We start from the raw sequence: 18,810 nt of genomic DNA, 5'->3' as shown, positions 1-18,810 counted from the left end.
TCACGGCGCACCACCCGGAATCGTGGGCACGGTAGCGAATACACTGGGTTTCGCTCCGTGCCAATCCGCCTTTTCCCGCTCCTTGGCCGGCGGGGTAATCCTATGTGCGTATTCGAGATTGAAACGGGCATCCCAGTTAGCCGGATTCAGCCGAAGAGTCTTCTGCAACTGTTCCTTGGCCAGGGCGACCAGCGTGTTGACACGGACATATTCCAATACGCCTTTGGCGTTCCACAGTTGGGCGGCCTCTCGAAGATACAGTGTTCCAAGATTGTAATGAACCTGCTCGCGAAGGTGCTCGTCGCCGCGTTCGAGAATGGTGGTGTAAAGGCGCAGGGCTTCCTGCGTCTCGCCCGATCGTTCGAGCCGATGGGCTTTGGCGAGTACCAGAACGGGCGGTGTTTTGTCGTCGACCTCGACCCTTTCCGGCTGGGAGATTAGAGTGTTTTGGCGGGCGATTCGGAAAACGGCATAACTTTCGTAAACGACTCCGGCCAGGAGGGCTGCCAGAAGACCCCAGATCAGCATCGGCGAGCGCCACATTCGCATCAAACGGGCCACGACTTCACCTCCAATGCTTTGGCGCTCAGGAGCAGTGCCAGAAATGCGAGAGCAGCGGCATAGCAGTAGCCGGAGATGTCCCTTCGCGGCAGTTTTTCCAGGTAGTGCAGCGGAAGATTTTCCAACTGCTCGACCTCTAGAATTGCGCGCTGCAGCGCTTCCGGATTTTCCGCCTCGAAAGCCCGATAGGGGACGCCAAGGTTTTGGAAATATTGATGTAGAAAATATTCCGGCGTCGTGCTTTCGCCCGGATTGACCGGCTTCTCCGAAAGGCGTCCGCTCCTTGGATTTCGGAGGTAAATCCAGTAAAGGGTCGCCTGCGTTTCCTGAAACCATTGCCGTAGCTGGTCGCGGGTTTCCTCTTCGATGCGCGCCGCTCCGTCCGAGACCAGCAGAACGATTCGGGACCCGGTGAACGGTTTTCCGCTGTAAAAATCGAGCGCCATCGCCAATCCGGGCGCGATGTTGGTTACTCCGTGACCGCGACCGCTGGTCGCTTCGATAGCCGCTAAGATCGCCGGCCGATCTTGAGTGAAAGGCATGACGTAGATTGGTGCAGCCGAGAAATCGATCATGGCGAACAGATCGTGCTCCCGTCGGGCGACGAATTCGGCCAGCAGCTTGCGGGCTATGGCGCCTTTGGTTTCCTGCGCGCGACCGCCCATATAGCTGCCGGAGAAATTCTCGTTCATGCTGCTGCTCCTATCGAGCAGAAGCACGATGTGGGCCCCGGTCCCGACTCTTTCCACCCATTGCTCATGCAAGTAAGGACCCGCGATGCCCAGGCTGAGACTAAGCGCTGCAGCGGCGGCGCTAGACCGCAGCAGTCGATCGAGCATCGTCGACAGCGGATCGCTCGGGAGCATCGAGATGGAGGGATAGGAAATCGCGGCTTGCCCGCGTTTTAATAAAGGAATCAGGGCGGTAATGCCGAGAATCAGTGCCCAAGGTGCGGAAAGCCCGATGCTCAAACACTCCTCCGTTCAGCAAGGACACACTGGCGGCATAAGGCTTCAAGCCGGGAAAACAGGGAATCCGCTGGTATCGGTGCATCGGGGGCGGTGAAAAAGACTTGCCGGGACAGGGCGAAGAAATGGTTAAGCTCGTCTCGAAGCTCGGCGAAGGCCGGATGGTCTGCCAGGAAGGATTCCAATTCCCCGGCAAACAGACGAAAACCGGCGGTGTCGTCCAAGGCTCGGTGCAGGAGCTTGATCGCGGTCCGGTACGCATCGGCATCGGCCGGTTTACGGCTGAGCTTCTTGAGATCGCGCATGGTGCGCGCAAACGGCGGGGCTGTCTTTGTAAAGAACGGCAGCTTGCCGTAACGCCATGCGAGAAGCGGCAGTACGGCCAGGGTTCCGGCGAGATAGGCGATAAGCCTCAGGCGGTGTGACAGGATCGGAAGCGGCTCCGGTACCACGGATTCGCGGATTTCGACTTTTTCGTCTGCAATGTCGGGCGGAATGATCGGTGCGATCGTGATATACCACGGCGGCGTTCGCGCTTCTAGCGGGGCTTGTCCCTGAAAACGGACCGGCAGTGACGGGATGGTCAATTTTTCCGGTTGCCGTACGCCTTTGAACACCTGATAGGTCAGCCGCAGTCGGTAATGGGCTACGTCTTTAGCGTTAGTCTTGGTCCAACTGACGGTGCGGAGATCCAGCCATTCATCGAGCGCGCCGGGCTTGGGCAGATATTCGGTCTCCAAAGCATAGCTTTCGGGTACCGTGATGAGGACGTGATAATCGATCAGGTCTCCTATGACATAGCCGAAATTCCGCGGTGCCGACGGCTCGATGCGAGGCGTCAATTCGGCGGAGCAGGCGAGGGCAGGGGCCAGTAGAAGCGCCGGGCTCAAGCCGAAAAGCAGTTTAAACATCGGGCGCATCGTTCAGGTTCGATAAAAATAACGGGTCAGCTCGTCCGGGTCGAAACGGTCGATCAGGAAGAACGGCTCTCGACCATGAAGCGCGCAAATCTGCCCCAGTTCCTCGCGGCGCTTCTCGAACGACGCACTGATCTTCTCTCGTAGCGCGGGCCGCATGAGCAATCGCCGCCGGGCACCGGTCTCTGGGTCTTCGAAATTAACGAGACCCCACGAAGGTAGCCGATCGAATTCGGCGCTGTTCCATAAAACCACCGGCACCACATCATGGCGGACCAGGGCCTTGAGCAGTGTATCGAGGCGATCCAGGGTTAAATGAAAATCCGAAACGAGAAATACTAAGGCTTTCCGTTTCCCGAGATACGGTACGACCTCGTTCAGCCCGTCGGAGGATCTGCCCCGAGGGCGGAGGTTCTTGAGGTTCTCCAACAGTTCCGGCGCGGCGCCTTTATGCCAGCGCAGCGGCAGGAGCATGTCCTGGAGTATCGTGCTGTCGCAGCCGATAAAGCCGAAGAAGTCGCCGGTGCGGTAGGCGGTATAGGCCACCGAAGAGGTGAATTCGGCCAACAGTTCGGTCTTCGATCTCGTGCCCCGGAAACCCATCGATGCCGAAAGGTCGGCGACTACATAAACGGGAATCGCGCTCCTTTGGCGAAAAGTTCGCACCATGAGCTGCTCGAAAGGATCGTGCAGTGTGGCGCGTATATCCAGATTTCGCGGGTCCGGATTGGATGTTAATAGCGTATGACCGGCGAATTCGTAGCCGCCGCCCTGCCGTGCGCTACGGTGGTGGCCGGGATGGACACCCGGTGAGCGCCAATTAACGTGATAATGAAACTCGGGGATCAAGGCGCCGCGACGCGTTGCAGAATACCGCTCATGAGTTCACCGACCAGATCGCTTCGGCGAAGTTCATAAACCGGATTGAAGAAGACCCGGTGAGCGGTGGTGTCTACGAAGACCTGCCGAATGTCCTCGGGGATCAGGCTGGTCCGATCATTCAGCCAAGCCGAGACCCGGGCCGCCCGCATCATCATGCTCATTCCCCTGGGGCTGGCGCCGGCCAGGACCAATTGCCGCATGTCCACGCCGTCCATTTTGATGCCGTAATCCTGAGGTCGCCGAGTCGCCTGCCAGAGATCGAGCGCGTATTGTTGCAATGCGTCGCTGGCCTTGATCTCGACTTGAATGACACGGGCGATATCCGCAATGTCGCGGTAGGGCAGAACGCCTGGCTGTACGTCCTCTATCAGCCGATCGGTGTCGTGAAACCGGGGGTCAAACATCAAGGCACGCTGCATAGCCGGGTCCTGCGGCGTTTCGATGTGTAGTTCCATCAGGAAACGATCGCGTGCCGCCGAGGGAATTTCGAAGGTTTCTTCCTTCTCGACCCGATTGCGATCGGCGAAAACCAGGAGATGCGGGAAAAAATACTCTCGGTTGAAGGCCGTTATGCTGCGTTCGGCCATGACCCGCAACAGTAATGAATGCACTTGAGGGCGGGCCCGGTTCACCTCGTTGAAGAAGAAAACGGAAAGCTGCTCGCCGTTCTTGAGGATGGGGCCCGGATCGACCTGCGGCCTGCCTACCTCGTTGATATAGGTATGGTAAATGAGATCGTTGGGCATCAGGTCGATTGTGCCCTCGATTCGTTCGTAAGCGCCGCCCAGTCCCCTAGCGACTGCTCTAAGTAAAGTCGTTTTACCCACTCCGACGTCGCCTTCCAGCATGACGTGGCCGCGGGAGAAAATCGCTAGCGTGATTTGGCGGATGGCGTGATCGAGGCCGATTACGGCGTTTCCGATTTCTTGCTGGAAGCTCAGGGCGCGCTGCCGCCAATCTGAGAGCAAGGTATCTTTATCGTATCGAGACATAGCGTAGAAACGGGTCAACGGAGTAGGGAGAGGTGCAGCAGCTGACCCAATAGGTTACAGCATCGGAAGGCGCAAAGGAAAAACCCCGCATTGCGGGGTTTTTGTCAGGGTTGGTTGCCGGTCGATCGCTTGCTAGAAATGCATGGCGTAATCGTACGAACCGACGTTCCTTAAGCGGTACCGGTCTCGGTCTGCTTTCCCGAATCGATGAGCGGATCGAAGCGCTGAATTTGGCTGTATCCGAAAGAGATCAGTTGCACGCCGATATCGACGACGAGTCTGTAAAGTTCCGGCATGCGCGAAACGAGATAACCGATGTAGCCCAAGGCCGAGATACCGAGTCCGGCGGCGAGAACGGTCGGCAGGCCAATGCCGTGGAAAATTCGAACAATCTGGGTCAGTATGTCCAGCGGCAACAGCAGCATGACGCCGAAGTAGACGAGCGTCATAAAGGTAAACAACACGAATACGACGAACTTGAACGTCTTCGCCAATATAAGATCTATTTTCATGCGTATTTTTTCCTTCCCAAGCTAAAGCTAAAAACCTCTTCTTCGGGCCGGACCGATGGGAGTTGTGATTGCCGCCCAAGCCTCCGCGGTAGATCGGGAGCCCCTTCAAAAAACAAAAGCCGCGAAATACCGGCTTGAATTAATATGACTGTGATAATTTTCGCGGCATTTTAGCATATCAATCCTCCTCGGCCAGCTTTAATCGGGGCGAAGGATCTTGACTCAAAGCGGACGGATACCGCAGCAATCCAGTATTGCCGAGTGCGACGGGCCGGTCGGCTTTATCCGAAGGATAGCGATACTTTCGATCGTCATGAAATTCGACATGTGGAAATTCCGGACGTTTTGTATCGAGCATGCGAAAATTGCTTCCGTTTCAGTGCGAGGCATCTATACACGGCACCTTTCTTTAAATGACCAAGAAAGTTTTTCGTCTGTTTCCCCCACCCTTTGAAGAAGTCGTTCTAGAAGGACTTTATCTACAACTGAATCTGCACCGGCAGGGCACGCCCGACTCGCCGTTCGTCTATGCCAATTTCCTTACCAGCCTGGACGGGCGGATCGCGCTGGAGGATTCGAGCGGTCAGACTTACCTTCCGAAAAGCCTGACCACGCCGGATGATTTTCGGTTGTTTCTGGAGCTGGAGTGCCAGGCGGATTGCCTAATCACTCACGGCGGGTATCTCCGTTCACTGGCGCAGAAGCGCTTGGGAAACATTCTGCAAGTCGGTTTGACGGATACGACTCGCGATCTCGCGAAGTGGCGCGAGGAGCAGGGGCTGAGCCCTCAGCCGGCGATCATTATCGCGAGCGCCAGTCTGGATTTTCCGATGCCGGCATCCATCAAAGAACATCGTCAAGCCTGTTATATCGCTACGGGAGAACAGGCGGACCCCGCAAAGCTGGACTATTGGCGCAAGCAAGGTTACGAGGTGATTCTGGCGGGAAAGGGCAGAATGGTGGAGGGCGACGTGCTAACGCGCAGGCTGGGCGAGCTAGGTTACCGAACCATTTACCTTATCGCCGGACCCCATATGTTGGATACGATGGTGCGGAACGGACGTCTGGCGCGCCTGTTTCAAACCATCACCCATCAGTTGATGGGTGGGGAGGCGTTCCGTACTTTGCTGCCGGGACCGGAATTGGGGCCGTTTGGACACTTGAAGCTGGTGTCCTTGTATTACGATCCGACCTCGCCGTTGGGGGCGGGGCAGTGGTTCGCGCAATTCGAAAGCAATCACTCGTAGAGGCTGTGGGAGTCAAGGGGAATTGTATGGTGAAATCGGCGCTCGTCACTGGCGCGGCTCGCCGCATCGGCGCTGAAATCGTGCGTCGGCTGCATGCGGCCGGATACAACATCGTGCTGCATTATCACCGGTCGGCGACCGATGCCGAGGCTTTAGCCAACGAGCTCAATGCCGTGCGAGCGAACTCGGTTCGTTTGTTGCAGGCTGATCTGCTGGAAACGGAAAGACTGACCGAGCTCGTTCGGCAGACGGCGGCGTTTTGGGGGGGGTTGGACGTGTTGGTGAATAACGCCTCCGGTTTTTATCCTACGCCGTTTGGAGCGATCACTGAGGTTCAATGGAACGACCTCTTGGGCAGCAACCTCAAGGCGCCGTTTTTCCTGGCTCAGTCGGCCGTTCCCTATCTACGCGACCGTAAGGGTTGCATCATCAACATCGGCGACATTTACGCCGATCATCCTATCGAGAAATATTCGGTCTACAGTCTCGCCAAGGCCGGATTGGCGACGATGACCCGCGCTCTTGCCAAAGAGTTGGCGCCGGAAATTCGAGTCAATGGCGTCGCGCCGGGCGCCATTCTATGGCCCGAGCACGACGCCCATCCCGCGAAGAAAGCTGAAATCTTGGCGCGTATTCCTATGAAACGCGCCGGGGAGGCTTCGGATATCGCGAAAGCGGTATTGTTTCTGGTCGATGATGCGCCGTACGTGACCGGGCAGATGCTGGTCGTGGATGGCGGGAGGAGTTTATTCAGCTGATATCCGAAACCGAGCCCACCCGCCACTGGTTGACGCTAGTCTTGTCGAATTTGGCCCACAGCTCGGCGTAGGTCTCGCCGATCACCGGATGCTTTCGATTCGGCGCGATCTCCGCGAGCGGCTCCAATACGAAGGCGTAACGGGTGATGTCCTCGCGCGGCAATGTAAGCTTTCCTTCTTGGAGCACCTCGTCGCCGTAAAGAATCAAATCGATATCGAGGGTACGCGAGGAGAACTTTTTGCAATCTCGTGTACGCCCATGATTGTTTTCGATCTCGCTCAGGATCTTTGCGATCTCGGATACCGGGAGTTCGGTGGAAAAGGCCGCTACCAAGTTGTAAAAGCGAGCGCCTTCGAAGCCTACCGCTTCGCTTTCGTAAACGCCGGAGACAGTCAACGAGCCGACACGCTCTTCCAGCTCTCTAAAAGCGGAAGGAATGTGCTTTTCTCTTTCGATATTGCTGCCGATGCTCAGGAAAACATCAGGCATATTTTCGTTTATCTCCTCTTTCGATAATGATTCCGACATCGCTGGCTTTACGGATCGCGCCCTTCTTGTTTAGCGTCAACCTAAGCCACGGCACATCAAATTCATCGATAACGATTTGAGCGACCTTCTCGGCTAGAGTTTCCACGAGAAAGAAGTCGCTTTCTTCCACGAAAGAAATGATGCGTTTGGACACCGCTTTGTAGTCGAGCGTGTGTTCGATATTGTCCGATGCCGCCGCCTCGCGGATGTCGGTACCCATTTCCAAATCGATCAGGATGGTTTGCTTGATCTTTCTCTCCCAATCGTAGATGCCGATCACCGTCTCGATCTCAAGGCCGCGTAGAAATATAATGTCCATCGTCAATCCGACCGGTTTTCGCTATTTCGCGAATTGGTAACATAAAAATTACAAAACTGGCAACCAGGATACATAATAAGCGCATGGCGGTGTGGTTTTTAGTTCCTTTGGCCTATTTCCTAGGCTCGCTATCCAGTGCGGTAATCGTAAGCCGATTGTTTCGCCTTCCCGATCCCCGAGAACAGGGCTCGAAAAACCCCGGTGCGACCAATGTGCTGCGGTTGGGTGGTAAAAAAGCAGCCGCGATTACCTTGTTAGGAGATGCCGCCAAGGGGTTGGTTCCGATCTTGTTGGCCAAGGCTTTTGACGCTGACCTGCTTGTGATCGCTTTGGTGGGGTTGGCGGCATTTTTTGGCCATCTTTACCCGGTATTTTTCCAGTTTAAGGGCGGCAAAGGCGTTGCCACAGCCTTGGGGGTACTCTTGGGATTTTCATGGATGGTAGGCTTGGCTGCTCTATTGACGTGGATTGCGATTGCTTTCGTCTCGCGTATCTCGTCGCTTGCGGCTTTGGCTGCGTCCGTTCTGGCACCCGTCTACGTTTGGCTTTTGACCGGTTCCGAGGCGTTGATTGGCGCCTCGGTCGTGATGGTCTTGTTTCTGATTTGGCGGCATCGGGGAAATATCGAGCGTTTGCGTCATGGACAGGAAGCGCGGATCGGGCGTAAAGCCTGACGGTTTCAGAATTGCCGCTTGTTTAGGCTGTTGACTCTTGCGATAGGGCGAGCGGTGCTAACTTGCTTAAGGGCCACCGCGGAAGAGCGTTGATCTCGGGGGGCTCCGTTTGGCCGGCGAGCAGTCTCTGGCAGCCGGCAAATGCGATCATGGCGCCGTTATCGCCGCAAAATTCGAGTCGCGGAAAATAAACCCGGCAGTTTTCTTCGCTAGCCATGTGCTGAAGTTTGTCGCGCATAGATCGGTTGGCGCTGACCCCGCCCGCGACCACTAAGCGGGTGAGCCCGCTTTCCTTGAGCGCCCGCCGGCATTTGATCGTCAGTGTATCGACCACCGCATCCTGGAATGCCTTGGCAATGTCCGCTTTATCCTGTCGACTTTTGGCGGTGGATGCGAATGTTTGTAACGTATGCGTTTTAAGGCCGCTGAAGCTGAAATCGAGACCTGGCCGATCGGTCATGGGGCGAGGGAATTCAAACCGATGCTCGTCGCCTTCCTCGGCCAATTCTGCGATCGCGGGACCTCCTGGATAGCCCAGATCAAGCATCTTGGCGGTTTTGTCGAAGGCTTCCCCGGCGGCATCATCCACCGATTCTCCCAAAATGTGATACAGGCCGATGCCTTCTACCTCGACGAGCTGGGTGTGGCCACCGGAAACGAGGAGCGCGATAAACGGAAAATCGGGTGGGTCGGACTCCATTAAGGGCGCGAGCAAATGGCCTTCCATGTGATGTACCCCTATCGATGGAATTTCCCATGCCCATGCTAGGCTGCGGGCGACGGAAGCGCCTACCAGGAGCGCGCCGATCAATCCCGGGCCGGCTGTATAAGCGATTCCGTCGATTTGCCGTTTGGAAATGCGGGCGTCTGCGATTACTTGCCGAATCAGCGGAACCAGTTTTTTGATGTGATCACGGGAGGCCAGTTCGGGTACTACGCCTCCATACTCCGCATGAGTTTTTACCTGACTATACAGGCGATGGGCCAAAAGTCCCTTGGTGGCGTGATAGATCGCCACGCCCGTTTCATCGCAGGATGTTTCAATGCCGAGTACGTACATACAAATTGACTTTTACCTTGCGCTCTGTAGTGAGTATAATTAGCACTTTTAAGTTGGCGGGGTAATCCTGCCTCGGGAATTTCGTCATTTTAGTCATCAATCTTGGGAAGCTACATGCCGTCGATTAAGCTTAGAGAAAACGAGCCCTTTGAAATTGCTATCCGTCGTTTTAAACGTGCCTGCGAGAAGGCCGGTATTCTTTCCGAAGTGCGCCGCCGCGAATTCTACGAGAAACCGACCGAGGAACGTAAGCGCAAAGCGGCTGCAGCAGTGAAGCGGCATCTGAAAAAGCTTTCCCGCGAACGGTTTGCTCTGCAGAATTTGCGCAAAGGGCGTCCGCAAACCTGATAGCCCCTTTCGATGAGCGTATTGAAAGAACGTCTCCAGGCGGATATGAAAGCCGCCATGAAAGCCGGAGAAAAAGATCGGCTGGGCGTCATTCGGCTGATAATGGCCGCCATCAAGCAGCGCGAGGTGGACGAGCGGATTCAGTTGGATGATGCGCAAGTCCTTGCCGTTCTGGACAAGATGGTCAAGCAGCGGCGTGAATCCATCACGCAATTTCAATCGGCAGGGCGGGATGATTTGGTTGCTGCGGAACAGGCGGAGCTTGGCGTTATTCAGGAATACTTGCCGCAAGCGTTGAGCGAAGAGGAAGTGGAGTCTCTGATCAAGGAGGCTTTGGCGGAATCGGGTGCTTCCGGAGTCGGCGATATGGGCAAAGTTATGGCCGTGCTGAAGCCAAAAATGCAGGGGCGAGCCGATATGTCGATGGTTAGCTTGCGGGTCAAAAGCCTGTTAAGCGGCTAGGACACGGTAGTCTTGATGTTTTTTAGGAACGGCGTAGCGTGAACTGAGCTGCCGGTATAAACGATGGCCGGCAAGATTCCCCGTCAATTCATTCAAGAACTGATCGCTCGTATCGATCTGGTCGATCTGGTTGATGCGCGCGTGCCGCTTAAGCAAGCCGGCAGCAACTTTACTGCTCGTTGTCCTTTTCATAGTGAAAAAACACCCAGCTTTACCGTAAGTCGCGATAAGCAGTTTTACCATTGCTTTGGTTGCGGCGCACACGGTAATGCCATTGATTTTCTGATGGGCTATGACCATCTGAGTTTTGTCGAAGCGGTGGAAAGTCTCGCTGCGTCGGCGGGGTTGAAAATTCCGGTAGACGCCCAGAGTGCGACGGTAGATCCGCAGTCTAAGATGGCGAAGGCCATTTACGAACTGCAGGATGCTGTTTCCCGATTCTATGCACACCAGTTTAAAGTCCATCCCGAAACGTCGCGAGCTATCACATATTTGAAACGCAGAGGGGTCAGCGGCGAACTCGCTCAGCGATATCGCTTGGGTTATGCTCCTCCGGGGTGGCAAAATCTACCGTCGGAGTTTTCGCGGGAGCTGCTGGAGGCGGCGGGTCTTATGATCATGAAAGACGATAAGGCTTATGACAGATTCAGGGATCGTATTATCTTTCCCATTCGGGATCGCCGAGGCAGGGTGGTGGGCTTTGGCGGACGGGTGATGGGCGACGAAACGCCGAAATATCTCAATTCGCCCGAGACTATCGTTTTCAAAAAGCACAAGGAAGTATATGGACTATACGAGCTGTTAAAGCAGTCTCCGAGGCCGGAGCGCATCGTCGTGGTCGAGGGCTATATGGATGTGATCGCCTTGGCTCAAAACGGCATTTCCAATTCGGTTGCAACGCTTGGAACTGCTACGTCCGCTGATCATGTCGAGCTGCTTTTCCGTTATACGGATGAACTGGTTTTTTGTTTCGACGGAGATTCTGCGGGACAGAAGGCTGCCTGGAAAGCGCTCGAAGCAAGCCTTTCGTTCTTACGGGACGGACGGCAAATCCGATTTCTGGTTTTGCCGGAGGGGCAAGATCCTGATTCCTTGGTCCGATCGGAGGGTGCGGATGCTTTCCTAAACCGTCTCGATACCGCGTTACCTTTCTCTGACTATTTCTTCAGGTGTTTGGTGCGTCGGCTTGATTTAGGCACCTTAGAGGGACGCGCCGCTTTGATTAACAAAGCCAAACCATTGATTGGTAAGTTACCTGCTGGTGTTTTTCGTGAGATGATCGACAAACGTCTGGAGGAACTTGCGGGGCATGGGGTAGTCGAACCATCCGATAAATCGGCTAAGCTTGTAGGACCGTCGGAATCAAGGGTTGCATCCGTAAGAGGTCGAGTGCAGCCCTCTGCATCACGTATCCTTTTGGCGCTTCTGGTCCAGAATCCAGAACTTGCGGCCATGGTTGGGGCTGACCTGCGTAGTAAGCTGCGTACGGTTAATAAGAATGGATACTTAATCGAAAAGGTGCTCCGGATTCTGGATGAAAATCCGGGTTCGACTAGCGGCGGTATCCTGGAGCATTTTCGCGGTGCGCCGGAGGAAAATTTTATCGCCAACCTCATAGAGTGGGATACTTTGTTGCCCAAGGAAGGTATACGAGCTGAGTTCTCAGATGCTTTAATGCGTTTCAGTCATCAGCTCAAGCGGGAGCGTTTGGATGAGCTCATCAAGAAATCGAAAAAAATGCAGCTCAGTTCCGAAGAGCGGGAGGAAATGCGAGTGCTCATGAGTCAATGAGGCCGGTAATTTAAGTTTCCTGTTTTCTCAAACTTTTAATATACTGTATTGTTTTGCGGGCATACAGCAGTCGCGGGTCAGTTGATGAATCTGGAACAACAGCAATCTCAGCTTAAAGAGCTTATCGCCAAAGGTAAAATGCAAGGTTACCTCACTTTTTCCGAGGTGAATGACCACTTACCCAGCGATATCGTCGATCCGGAGCAGATGGAAGACATCATCTGCATGATCAATGATATGGGAATTGAGGTGCACGAGGATGTGCCGGATGCAGATTTGATTCCCGAACCTGCCGTTGTTACCGAGGAAGATGAGGACGAAGCGGCGGAAGTCGCTGCGGCACTTGCTTCCTCCGTTGATGCCGAATTGGGCAGGACCACAGATCCCGTACGTATGTACATGCGTGAGATGGGAACGGTCGAGCTGCTGACCCGCGAAGGTGAGCTGAGCATCGCCAAGCGCATCGAGGAAGGACTGAACCAAGCGGCGAATGAGTTGGTTCGTTTTCCAGCTGCGATGGATCATTTTATCAGGGCCTTCGATGCTGTCGAAAAAGGAGAGGCTCGGTTGTCGGACTTGATTTCCGACTTTTTCGATCCGGCAGCCCAGTCGGAAGAGGTCTTGCTGGATGAAGAGGCCGACACCGAAATTCTCGATGAAACCGAGAGTGGGCCTGACCCGGAACTCGTTAGAGAGAAGCTCGAGCTTTTCAACAAGCAGCACAAAGCTGCTGTCAATGCACATCACAAGCACGGTTATCACCATGAACGTACGCAGAAAGCGTTCGACTCTCTTGCGGAAAGTTTCATGGAGTTCAAGAAAACGCCCCAGTTTTTCAAGGAGTTGACCGATCTGTTGCACAGTGCGGTCGAGAAGATTCGGGAGCAGGAGCGGATTATTCAGGATATCTGCGTCGTCAAAGCAAAAATGCCGCGCGCAGAATTCATCGCCTCTTTCGCCGGTAACGAAAGCAATCCCGATTGGTTTCAGAAACTGTTGGGGGCGCGCTATGGTGAGATATTGGCTTCTTATGCCGACGAGGTGAGGCGTGCGCAAAGCAAACTGGCGCAGATAGAAAAAGATAATCAACTGTCGATCGCCGATATTAAAGAAATCAATCGGCGCGTCTCTGTTGGCGAGAGCCAGGCACGTCTCGCCAAAAAGGAGATGATCGAAGCCAATTTGCGTTTGGTCATTTCCATTGCCAAAAAATATACCAATCGGGGATTGCAGTTCCTCGATTTGATCCAGGAAGGAAACATCGGCCTAATGAAGGCGGTCGATAAATTCGAATATCGACGCGGTTACAAGTTTTCCACCTATGCGACGTGGTGGATTCGCCAGGCAATTACGCGTTCGATTGCCGATCAGGCGCGCACCATCCGAATTCCGGTGCACATGATCGAGACGATCAATAAACTGAACCGTATCTCGCGTCAGATGTTGCAGGAAATGGGACGGGAAGCGACGCCGGAAGAACTGGCGGTCCGCATGGATATGCCCGAAGATAAGGTTCGCAAGGTTCTAAAGATCGCCAAGGAACCCATTTCCATGGAAACCCCCATCGGCGATGATGAGGACTCGCATTTGGGTGATTTCATCGAGGATTCTCGGGTGATGTCTCCGATCGAGCATGCGACCGTCGCAAGCTTGCGCGAAACGACTCAGCAAGTGTTGGCCGGATTGACGGCTAGAGAAGCGAAAGTCTTGCGGATGCGTTTCGGAATTGATATGAATACCGACCACACCTTGGAAGAAGTGGGCAAGCAGTTCGACGTGACCCGCGAGCGTATTCGTCAGATCGAAGCCAAGGCATTGCGCAAACTCCGTCATCCTTCGCGTTCCGAGCAACTACGCAGTTTCCTTGACATGGATTAACGACCAGTTCTCGGGCCCTTAGCTCAGTTGGTTAGAGCAGGGGACTCATAATCCCTTGGTCCAAGGTTCAAGTCCTTGAGGGCCCACCAAGTAAAACAAAGGCTTGCAGCGATGCAGGCCTTTTTCATTTTGAGCGAATGCCCAATTTCTGCTCAAGACTGGACTTTCGCTCCCGCCTGATTCTAACGACCATTCTCTTTGGTTGTTCCTTATCCGATAAACGTTTAACCGAGGCTAATCCCTCACTGCTATCCCAAAGATGCTCGGAGGCGGCTGCAAGGCACCGTAAAGCTTGAGAAGCGAAGCGCCGGGCATGGTAGAGCTGTGTGATATGCCGCATATAGTGAGTCATAAGCCATAGTTTGCGAGGCTACATCTAGATTCCCACTCGAATCAGGCGCGGAAATGCGCTCGGCACAGACCTTGCTCGGATAGTTCAGCCACGATCTTCCTCTCGAGGCTTGAAAACTGTACTTGCTCCCCGATGGCGCCAAGACCCGTTAAGGAACAACAATAAATGAAATCGTCCGTTGCGCTTATTCAGTCGACTTACTTGGAAACTCGAAAACCCTTGCTGCAATTGCTCAAGCGCCGTCTCGGTTGCAGCGATACTGCGGAGGATGTAGTCCAGGAGGCCTATTTGCGGGTTATTCAGCAAAACTCCGTCGACGAAATAGTTAATCTGCCTGCTTACCTGTTTCGTATCGCGAGCAATTTGGTGGTCGATTACGGGCGGCAGGCCGTGGCGTCGGCGCAGGCTCATCACGAGCCGCTGGAAGAAGACCTGATCTGTCCGAAACCGCTTCCCGACAAGATCACGGAAGCAGGCCAAGAGTTGGACCTCCTTGGCCAATCGATCGCTGAACTGCCTCCGCAATGCCGCCGTATCTTTCTGCTGCACAAGGTCCAGCACCTCAGTCATGCCGAAATAGCCGAGCGATTGAATATCTCCCCTCGTACTGTGGAAAAACAGGTCGGTAAAGCGTTGAAGATTCTGCGCGATAGAATGCGGACTAGATAGCGCCGACGTTCTACTGCGAAAGAATAGGGTGCGGCAAATCCCGCTCTGACGTGTCCATCCTTGATGGTGCCCAGTAAGACCAACTTGCGTTCAAACTGGCAAAGTACTTTTCAGCGTTATTTTCCCAACGAACTCGTTATCATTTGACAAGGAGGAGTTGACCGGCTGTAATCGAAAAAGCTGGCAAGTGCCACGCCAGTTCGTCGCGCAGACAACAAGATAAAAAGAGCGGTTATGCATCCAAACCCCGTGGAGACGACGATCTCCGACGAGGCGATCGAGTGGTTCTCGAAACTCCACTCCGGCCGGGTTACGCCCGAGGATCGCAATCGTTTCGAGGACTGGCGAAAGCGTAGCTCCCTGCATGCCAAGGCTTATGCGGATGTCGAAATGTTTTGGGCGCTGCTGGACGAGCCGGCCCGACGGGTCTTCGAACGAGAAGAGACTTTGGCGTCGGAACAGACGGATGCGACCCCTCTCATCCGTAAAGCTGGGCAAAGGGTCGCTAGGCGACCGGCGCGCCGTGCCTTCGTGGGCTTATCTCTGGCTGCTGCGCTTGTCATGTACCTTTGGTTGCCGGGAGCTTTTCGCTTTTGGACCAGTGATTATCATACGGAGTGGGGCGAACGGCAGGAGATTACGCTGGAGGACGGCTCCCGAGTTTCCCTCAATACCCACTCAGCCTTATCGGTCGAGTTCTCCCCGGAACGACGCGTGATCAAACTCCTGGAAGGCGAAGCTTATTTCCAGGTGAGCCACGATCCAGACCGTCCCTTCATCGTCCTTACCGCTCATGGCGTGGCCAAAGTCACGGGCACCGCGTTCAACGTATACGAGCGGGATGACCGTATGACCGTCACCGTGTCCGAGGGGCGGGTGCGCGTCTACACCGAGGGGGCCGAGGATCGGGCGATAGAACTGAGCGCCGGATTGCAGGCGACCGGCAGCATCGACGGCATAGGCCCTGTTCTCCGCGTGGATGCCCGGCAGGCGTCGGCCTGGCGCGAGGGACTCTTGGTGTTCAACATGCAGCCGCTCGCCGCCGTGGTCGACGAGATAAATCGTTATTTCCCCGGCAAGATCATCATCGCCGATCCGCGCATCCGCGAGCGGGTCGTCAGTGGCGCCTTCGACCTGACCCGGCCCCGCGATATTCTTACCGCCATCGAGAAAACCTTAGGACTAAGCTCGGTAAATCTTTCCGGCGCTCTGACCTTGCTTTACCAGCCCACCCTCTGAGCTCTCAGCCGCCGCATCCGGCCGAGGGCTGGCGCACCTTCCCTCGCCGCCTGAATTCCTTTCTCACGCCTATCCCAAAGCCGTAGTCGTAGGTCGGCAATCCTTTGCCGACAAATGCACTTGCCGAACTGGGGTGTCGGGAAAGGATTCCCGACCTACTGAGGGCACTACACCAAACCTGACAACGCTCCAGCAGCACAGCGCATCCATTCCTCGGACACACCTCGCTTCAAATCGCCCTCAAAATTTTCGTCCCGGAGTACGGGGTCGGTTTTGTGTTTTCGTCAATACGGGTATCCGGGGCAAAAAACCTCGGCGACGAAAACCGATCCTGGTTGCTTGAACTCGAATCTGGAGGACGAAAACATGGCTTGGGATGAAGACGATACGACGATTTACCACGTGGTCGTCAACCATGAGGAGCAGTATTCGATTTGGCCGGAATACAAGGAAGTGCCTATAGGATGGCGAACGGTCGGCAAGAGCGGTCCGAAGCAGGAGTGTCTGGACTATATCAGGGATGTGTGGACGGACATGCGGCCTCTGAGTTTACGCAGACACATGGAGGAGGCGTCCCTTCAGGAAGCCGCGTCGGCAGGGAAGGAGGCTTGATGCGCGTGGGAATTCTCCGGTTCGGAGGATGCTCTTTCTGAGAAGGCGATACGGATGTCTCGGCCAGTGATTTCTACGCCTAATTTCCCTCGGCTGTCGCCGGCCGAAGTGCATGTCTGGTGTGTGCCGCTGATTTCTGATCTCGGCAATGCCGCAGACCACAGCGCCGTCGCTTACGAATCCTATTCCTGGTACTTCGCAGATTTGTCCAATGACGAACGGGAAAGAGCCGGCCGCTTCGCGTTCGAGCGAGACCGGGCTCAATACGCCGCGGCCAGAGGAATTCTCCGCCGGCTGCTCGCCGGATATCTGAACATCGACCCTTCTGAAATCCGTTTCGCCTATGGCGCTTTTGGCAAACCGGAATTGCGAAGTCCCTCCGTGGACTCCGTCCCGACGGGCCGCTGCGCGTCCCATTTCGCTCCCGGCGAAATGGTGGCGGGCCGCCCGGTCGAGCGGCTCCGGTTCAATCTTTCCCATGCCGGGGGCTGGGCGGCATACGCCATTTCCTGCGATAGCGAGGTCGGCATCGATATCGAGCCCGTGAGAAACGATGTCCCCTGGCAAGAACTGGCGCCTTTGGTCTTTTCGCCGAACGAGCAGGCCGAATTCAGCGAAATTTCCTTGTCCGAAAAGACGGCGGCATTTCTTCGGGGCTGGACCAGAAAGGAGGCCTATGTCAAAGGCCGTGGCGACGGCTTGTCGTTTTCTCTCGATGCCTTCGACATACCCTTGGGACCGCTCGAAACCCGATCCGCCGTCGAGATTCAAGACGCGCTGGGGCAGCCGTCCGGCTGGTGGCTTTACCCTCTCGACCTGATTCACGGTTTCGTTTCGGCTCTCGCGGTAGAGGGAGAGCCGGTCCGAGTCACGGTTCGCCACTGGGTGGAAAGCACGACAACGACCAAGCCGGCGACCGCCGTTCCTTCCCGTGAATCCGACTCGATAGCGTTTTCTAGTACGACCGGAAGCATGCCGGGAAATGCTGGTTTGAAGGGTACGGAACTACGCAGGCATTCGGAGGGAGCATGGCAAATTTGATGCTTCGGAAGCCGGCGATCGAAATGGCGACAGACGCGCAACCGGGGAATCCGGCTGCAGGTAAGGAATACCCTCCAATCGAGCGCAGAGCAAAACTCTCATCCGCCGATTTTTTCTCCGGGTACGTGGCCAAAGGCGTTCCGGTAGTCGTGAGCGGGGCGCTCAACCGTTGCCCGGCACTCGCTCGCTGGACATTCGACCATCTGCGCCGAGTCTCCGGCCAACGCTTCGTCAAGCTCAAGCAAGGGCTGGCCGATGAAGGCGTCGCCGGTTTGAGGACGGTCGACGCCAGATTGAGCGAGTACCTGGATCAATTGGAGGCCTACCAACCCCGGCTTGAATCGGACGAAATGGCAGCCAAGGATAGGCCGCCCTATTTTCACGACGTGCCGCTACTCGGCGTCTTACCCGATGCGGCCAACGACCTCCGCGGCTTTCCGTCCCACTATTTTCCGGGCTGGTACCGCCCTTATTGGTTGCAGTTCGCCCAGTTCTTCCTGGGGCCGAAACATAGTCTGACGCCGCTCCATTTCGATTGCCTGCTCACCCATAACCTGTTCTTCCAGGTGGCGGGGCGGAAGCGTTTCATCCTGCTGGATCACGATCAGCTTCCGTACTGTTACCGCTATCGGTGGCGTTGGTGCGAAGTGGACGCCGAAAACCCGAATTTCGTGCGTCATCCGCTTTTTCGGGAGGCGCAGGTTCGAGAGTGCACCGTGGAACCGGGAGACATGCTTTACATGCCTCCGGGAATGCTTCACCACGTCCGCAGTCTCGACTGCGCCATCTCCTTCAATGTGGACTGGCATACCCGCGAAAGCTCTGTTCGGGGAATCTTGGCATTGGGACGAGGGATGCCGCTCAAGAACGTGTACTACAACACGGTGATCGCCCTCGGGCTATGCACCGGCGTTTCCGCCAAGCGGGTACTCCCCTGGTACCGCTCATATCTGAATTACGTCTCATAAAGGAGGCCGCAGTGCGCAACTTCGAGGAGTC

At 55.4% G+C, this 18,810-nt stretch carries 21 protein-coding genes and 1 tRNA gene; 13 read left to right on the top strand and 9 right to left on the bottom strand.

Features of this window, described 5'->3' with window-relative positions; genetic code table 11:
- From ACR2R1_RS11485 to ACR2R1_RS11460, 6 genes are all read right to left on the bottom strand, one after another.
- A complete protein-coding gene (locus ACR2R1_RS11485) occupies positions 1–561 on the bottom strand; it encodes an MxaK protein (protein WP_143735051.1) in 561 nt (186 codons plus the stop codon).
- Positions 549–1,532, bottom strand: a complete 984-nt coding sequence (locus ACR2R1_RS11480) for a vWA domain-containing protein (protein WP_077728441.1) — start codon at positions 1,530–1,532, stop codon at positions 549–551. The genes ACR2R1_RS11485 and ACR2R1_RS11480 overlap by 13 nt, the downstream gene beginning before the upstream one ends.
- Positions 1,529–2,440 (bottom strand): hypothetical protein, encoded by a 912-nt coding sequence (locus ACR2R1_RS11475; RefSeq protein ID WP_139841144.1) that lies wholly within the window; start codon positions 2,438–2,440, stop codon positions 1,529–1,531. Before ACR2R1_RS11475 ends, ACR2R1_RS11480 begins: the two co-directional genes overlap by 4 nt.
- Before the next feature lie 12 nt (positions 2,441–2,452).
- Positions 2,453–3,295: a DUF58 domain-containing protein gene (locus tag ACR2R1_RS11470; protein ID WP_434110183.1), complete on the bottom strand. Its 843-nt coding sequence runs from the start codon at positions 3,293–3,295 to the stop codon at positions 2,453–2,455.
- The gene (locus tag ACR2R1_RS11465) at positions 3,292–4,320 is read right to left on the bottom strand and encodes an AAA family ATPase (RefSeq protein WP_077728438.1); all 1,029 of its coding nucleotides are present in this window, start codon (positions 4,318–4,320) and stop codon (positions 3,292–3,294) included. Before ACR2R1_RS11465 ends, ACR2R1_RS11470 begins: the two co-directional genes overlap by 4 nt.
- Before the next feature lie 170 nt (positions 4,321–4,490).
- Positions 4,491–4,832: a hypothetical protein gene (locus tag ACR2R1_RS11460; protein ID WP_077728437.1), complete on the bottom strand. Its 342-nt coding sequence runs from the start codon at positions 4,830–4,832 to the stop codon at positions 4,491–4,493.
- Positions 4,833–5,245: 413 nt separating this feature from the next.
- Here ACR2R1_RS11460 and ACR2R1_RS11455 point away from each other — a divergent pair, with 413 nt between their 5' ends.
- Both ACR2R1_RS11455 and ACR2R1_RS11450 read left to right on the top strand, forming a co-directional pair.
- Positions 5,246–6,079, top strand: coding sequence for a RibD family protein (locus tag ACR2R1_RS11455; protein ID WP_077728435.1), 834 nt, complete (start codon positions 5,246–5,248; stop codon positions 6,077–6,079).
- Between the two features lie 26 nt (positions 6,080–6,105).
- On the top strand, positions 6,106–6,837 hold the full coding sequence (locus tag ACR2R1_RS11450; protein ID WP_434110180.1) for a pteridine reductase: 732 nt from the start codon (positions 6,106–6,108) through the stop codon (positions 6,835–6,837).
- Here the strand turns inward: ACR2R1_RS11450 and folK are convergent.
- Both folK and folB read right to left on the bottom strand, forming a co-directional pair.
- Positions 6,830–7,327: a 2-amino-4-hydroxy-6-hydroxymethyldihydropteridine diphosphokinase gene (gene folK, locus ACR2R1_RS11445; RefSeq protein ID WP_347258092.1), complete on the bottom strand. Its 498-nt coding sequence runs from the start codon at positions 7,325–7,327 to the stop codon at positions 6,830–6,832. The two genes, ACR2R1_RS11450 and folK, sit on opposite strands and share 8 nt — an antisense overlap.
- Positions 7,320–7,685 carry a dihydroneopterin aldolase gene (gene folB / locus ACR2R1_RS11440; RefSeq protein WP_077728432.1) on the bottom strand — a complete coding sequence of 122 codons (366 nt, stop codon included), beginning with the start codon at positions 7,683–7,685 and terminating at the stop codon, positions 7,320–7,322. The genes folK and folB overlap by 8 nt, the downstream gene beginning before the upstream one ends.
- Positions 7,686–7,768: 83 nt before the next feature.
- On the opposite strand from folB, the gene plsY reads away from it, so the two are divergent.
- Entirely contained in the window at positions 7,769–8,359 is a 591-nt protein-coding gene (gene plsY / locus ACR2R1_RS11435) for a glycerol-3-phosphate 1-O-acyltransferase PlsY (RefSeq protein WP_077728431.1), read from the top strand.
- A gap of 22 nt (positions 8,360–8,381) precedes the next feature.
- Here the strand turns inward: plsY and tsaD are convergent, their stop codons facing one another.
- Positions 8,382–9,419 (bottom strand): tRNA (adenosine(37)-N6)-threonylcarbamoyltransferase complex transferase subunit TsaD, encoded by a 1,038-nt coding sequence (gene tsaD, locus ACR2R1_RS11430; RefSeq protein WP_434110178.1) that lies wholly within the window; start codon positions 9,417–9,419, stop codon positions 8,382–8,384.
- A gap of 114 nt (positions 9,420–9,533) precedes the next feature.
- Here tsaD and rpsU point away from each other — a divergent pair, with 114 nt between their 5' ends.
- The 10 genes from rpsU to ACR2R1_RS11380 all read left to right on the top strand — a co-directional run bounded on the left by rpsU (position 9,534) and on the right by ACR2R1_RS11380 (position 18,779).
- Positions 9,534–9,767 (top strand): 30S ribosomal protein S21, encoded by a 234-nt coding sequence (rpsU, locus tag ACR2R1_RS11425; protein ID WP_026609693.1) that lies wholly within the window; start codon positions 9,534–9,536, stop codon positions 9,765–9,767.
- 12 nt (positions 9,768–9,779) lie between these two features.
- The gene (locus ACR2R1_RS11420; RefSeq protein WP_077728429.1) at positions 9,780–10,229 is read left to right on the top strand and encodes a GatB/YqeY domain-containing protein; all 450 of its coding nucleotides are present in this window, start codon (positions 9,780–9,782) and stop codon (positions 10,227–10,229) included.
- Positions 10,230–10,292: 63 nt separating this feature from the next.
- Entirely contained in the window at positions 10,293–12,020 is a 1,728-nt protein-coding gene (gene dnaG, locus ACR2R1_RS11415) for a DNA primase (protein WP_077728428.1), read from the top strand.
- A gap of 84 nt (positions 12,021–12,104) precedes the next feature.
- Positions 12,105–13,898: an RNA polymerase sigma factor RpoD gene (rpoD, locus tag ACR2R1_RS11410; RefSeq protein ID WP_077728427.1), complete on the top strand. Its 1,794-nt coding sequence runs from the start codon at positions 12,105–12,107 to the stop codon at positions 13,896–13,898.
- 12 nt (positions 13,899–13,910) lie between these two features.
- Positions 13,911–13,987, top strand: a tRNA-Ile gene (locus ACR2R1_RS11405).
- Positions 13,988–14,415: 428 nt separating this feature from the next.
- On the top strand, positions 14,416–14,919 hold the full coding sequence (locus tag ACR2R1_RS11400) for an RNA polymerase sigma factor (protein WP_077728426.1): 504 nt from the start codon (positions 14,416–14,418) through the stop codon (positions 14,917–14,919).
- A 234-nt stretch (positions 14,920–15,153) separates the two neighbouring features.
- Positions 15,154–16,158, top strand: coding sequence for a FecR family protein (locus tag ACR2R1_RS11395; protein WP_434110176.1), 1,005 nt, complete (start codon positions 15,154–15,156; stop codon positions 16,156–16,158).
- A 366-nt stretch (positions 16,159–16,524) separates the two neighbouring features.
- Complete coding sequence (locus tag ACR2R1_RS11390; protein WP_077728541.1) at positions 16,525–16,770, top strand: MbtH family protein; 246 nt, start codon at positions 16,525–16,527, stop codon at positions 16,768–16,770.
- Positions 16,771–16,824: 54 nt separating this feature from the next.
- Positions 16,825–17,811 carry a 4'-phosphopantetheinyl transferase family protein gene (locus tag ACR2R1_RS11385; RefSeq protein WP_434110173.1) on the top strand — a complete coding sequence of 329 codons (987 nt, stop codon included), beginning with the start codon at positions 16,825–16,827 and terminating at the stop codon, positions 17,809–17,811.
- Entirely contained in the window at positions 17,799–18,779 is a 981-nt protein-coding gene (locus ACR2R1_RS11380; RefSeq protein WP_434110171.1) for a cupin-like domain-containing protein, read from the top strand. The genes ACR2R1_RS11385 and ACR2R1_RS11380 overlap by 13 nt, the downstream gene beginning before the upstream one ends.
- Positions 18,780–18,810 lie beyond the last annotated feature (31 nt).

Source organism: Methylocaldum sp. GT1TLB, from assembly GCF_051027445.1.
In the GTDB taxonomy this organism is placed as follows: Bacteria; Pseudomonadota; Gammaproteobacteria; order Methylococcales; family Methylococcaceae; genus Methylocaldum.
This window is presented reverse-complemented; position numbering and strand designations above follow the sequence as displayed.

Bases quoted from the DNA above. Each gene is read 5' to 3' on its own strand.
- ACR2R1_RS11475 (WP_139841144.1), bottom strand. From the start codon at position 2,440: ATGTTTAAACTGCTTTTCGGCTTGAGCCCGGCGCTTCTACTGGCCCCT.
- ACR2R1_RS11465 (WP_077728438.1), bottom strand. From the start codon at position 4,320: ATGTCTCGATACGATAAAGATACCTTGCTCTCAGATTGGCGGCAGCGC.
- ACR2R1_RS11460 (WP_077728437.1), bottom strand. From the start codon at position 4,832: ATGAAAATAGATCTTATATTGGCGAAGACGTTCAAGTTCGTCGTATTC.
- ACR2R1_RS11455 (WP_077728435.1), top strand. From the start codon at position 5,246: ATGACCAAGAAAGTTTTTCGTCTGTTTCCCCCACCCTTTGAAGAAGTC.
- ACR2R1_RS11450 (WP_434110180.1), top strand. From the start codon at position 6,106: ATGGTGAAATCGGCGCTCGTCACTGGCGCGGCTCGCCGCATCGGCGCT.
- folK (WP_347258092.1), bottom strand. From the start codon at position 7,327: ATGCCTGATGTTTTCCTGAGCATCGGCAGCAATATCGAAAGAGAAAAG.
- folB (WP_077728432.1), bottom strand. From the start codon at position 7,685: ATGGACATTATATTTCTACGCGGCCTTGAGATCGAGACGGTGATCGGC.
- plsY (WP_077728431.1), top strand. From the start codon at position 7,769: ATGGCGGTGTGGTTTTTAGTTCCTTTGGCCTATTTCCTAGGCTCGCTA.
- tsaD (WP_434110178.1), bottom strand. From the start codon at position 9,419: ATGTACGTACTCGGCATTGAAACATCCTGCGATGAAACGGGCGTGGCG.
- rpsU (WP_026609693.1), top strand. From the start codon at position 9,534: ATGCCGTCGATTAAGCTTAGAGAAAACGAGCCCTTTGAAATTGCTATC.
- ACR2R1_RS11420 (WP_077728429.1), top strand. From the start codon at position 9,780: ATGAGCGTATTGAAAGAACGTCTCCAGGCGGATATGAAAGCCGCCATG.
- dnaG (WP_077728428.1), top strand. From the start codon at position 10,293: ATGGCCGGCAAGATTCCCCGTCAATTCATTCAAGAACTGATCGCTCGT.
- rpoD (WP_077728427.1), top strand. From the start codon at position 12,105: ATGAATCTGGAACAACAGCAATCTCAGCTTAAAGAGCTTATCGCCAAA.
- ACR2R1_RS11400 (WP_077728426.1), top strand. From the start codon at position 14,416: ATGAAATCGTCCGTTGCGCTTATTCAGTCGACTTACTTGGAAACTCGA.
- ACR2R1_RS11395 (WP_434110176.1), top strand. From the start codon at position 15,154: ATGCATCCAAACCCCGTGGAGACGACGATCTCCGACGAGGCGATCGAG.
- ACR2R1_RS11390 (WP_077728541.1), top strand. From the start codon at position 16,525: ATGGCTTGGGATGAAGACGATACGACGATTTACCACGTGGTCGTCAAC.
- ACR2R1_RS11385 (WP_434110173.1), top strand. From the start codon at position 16,825: ATGTCTCGGCCAGTGATTTCTACGCCTAATTTCCCTCGGCTGTCGCCG.
- ACR2R1_RS11380 (WP_434110171.1), top strand. From the start codon at position 17,799: ATGGCAAATTTGATGCTTCGGAAGCCGGCGATCGAAATGGCGACAGAC.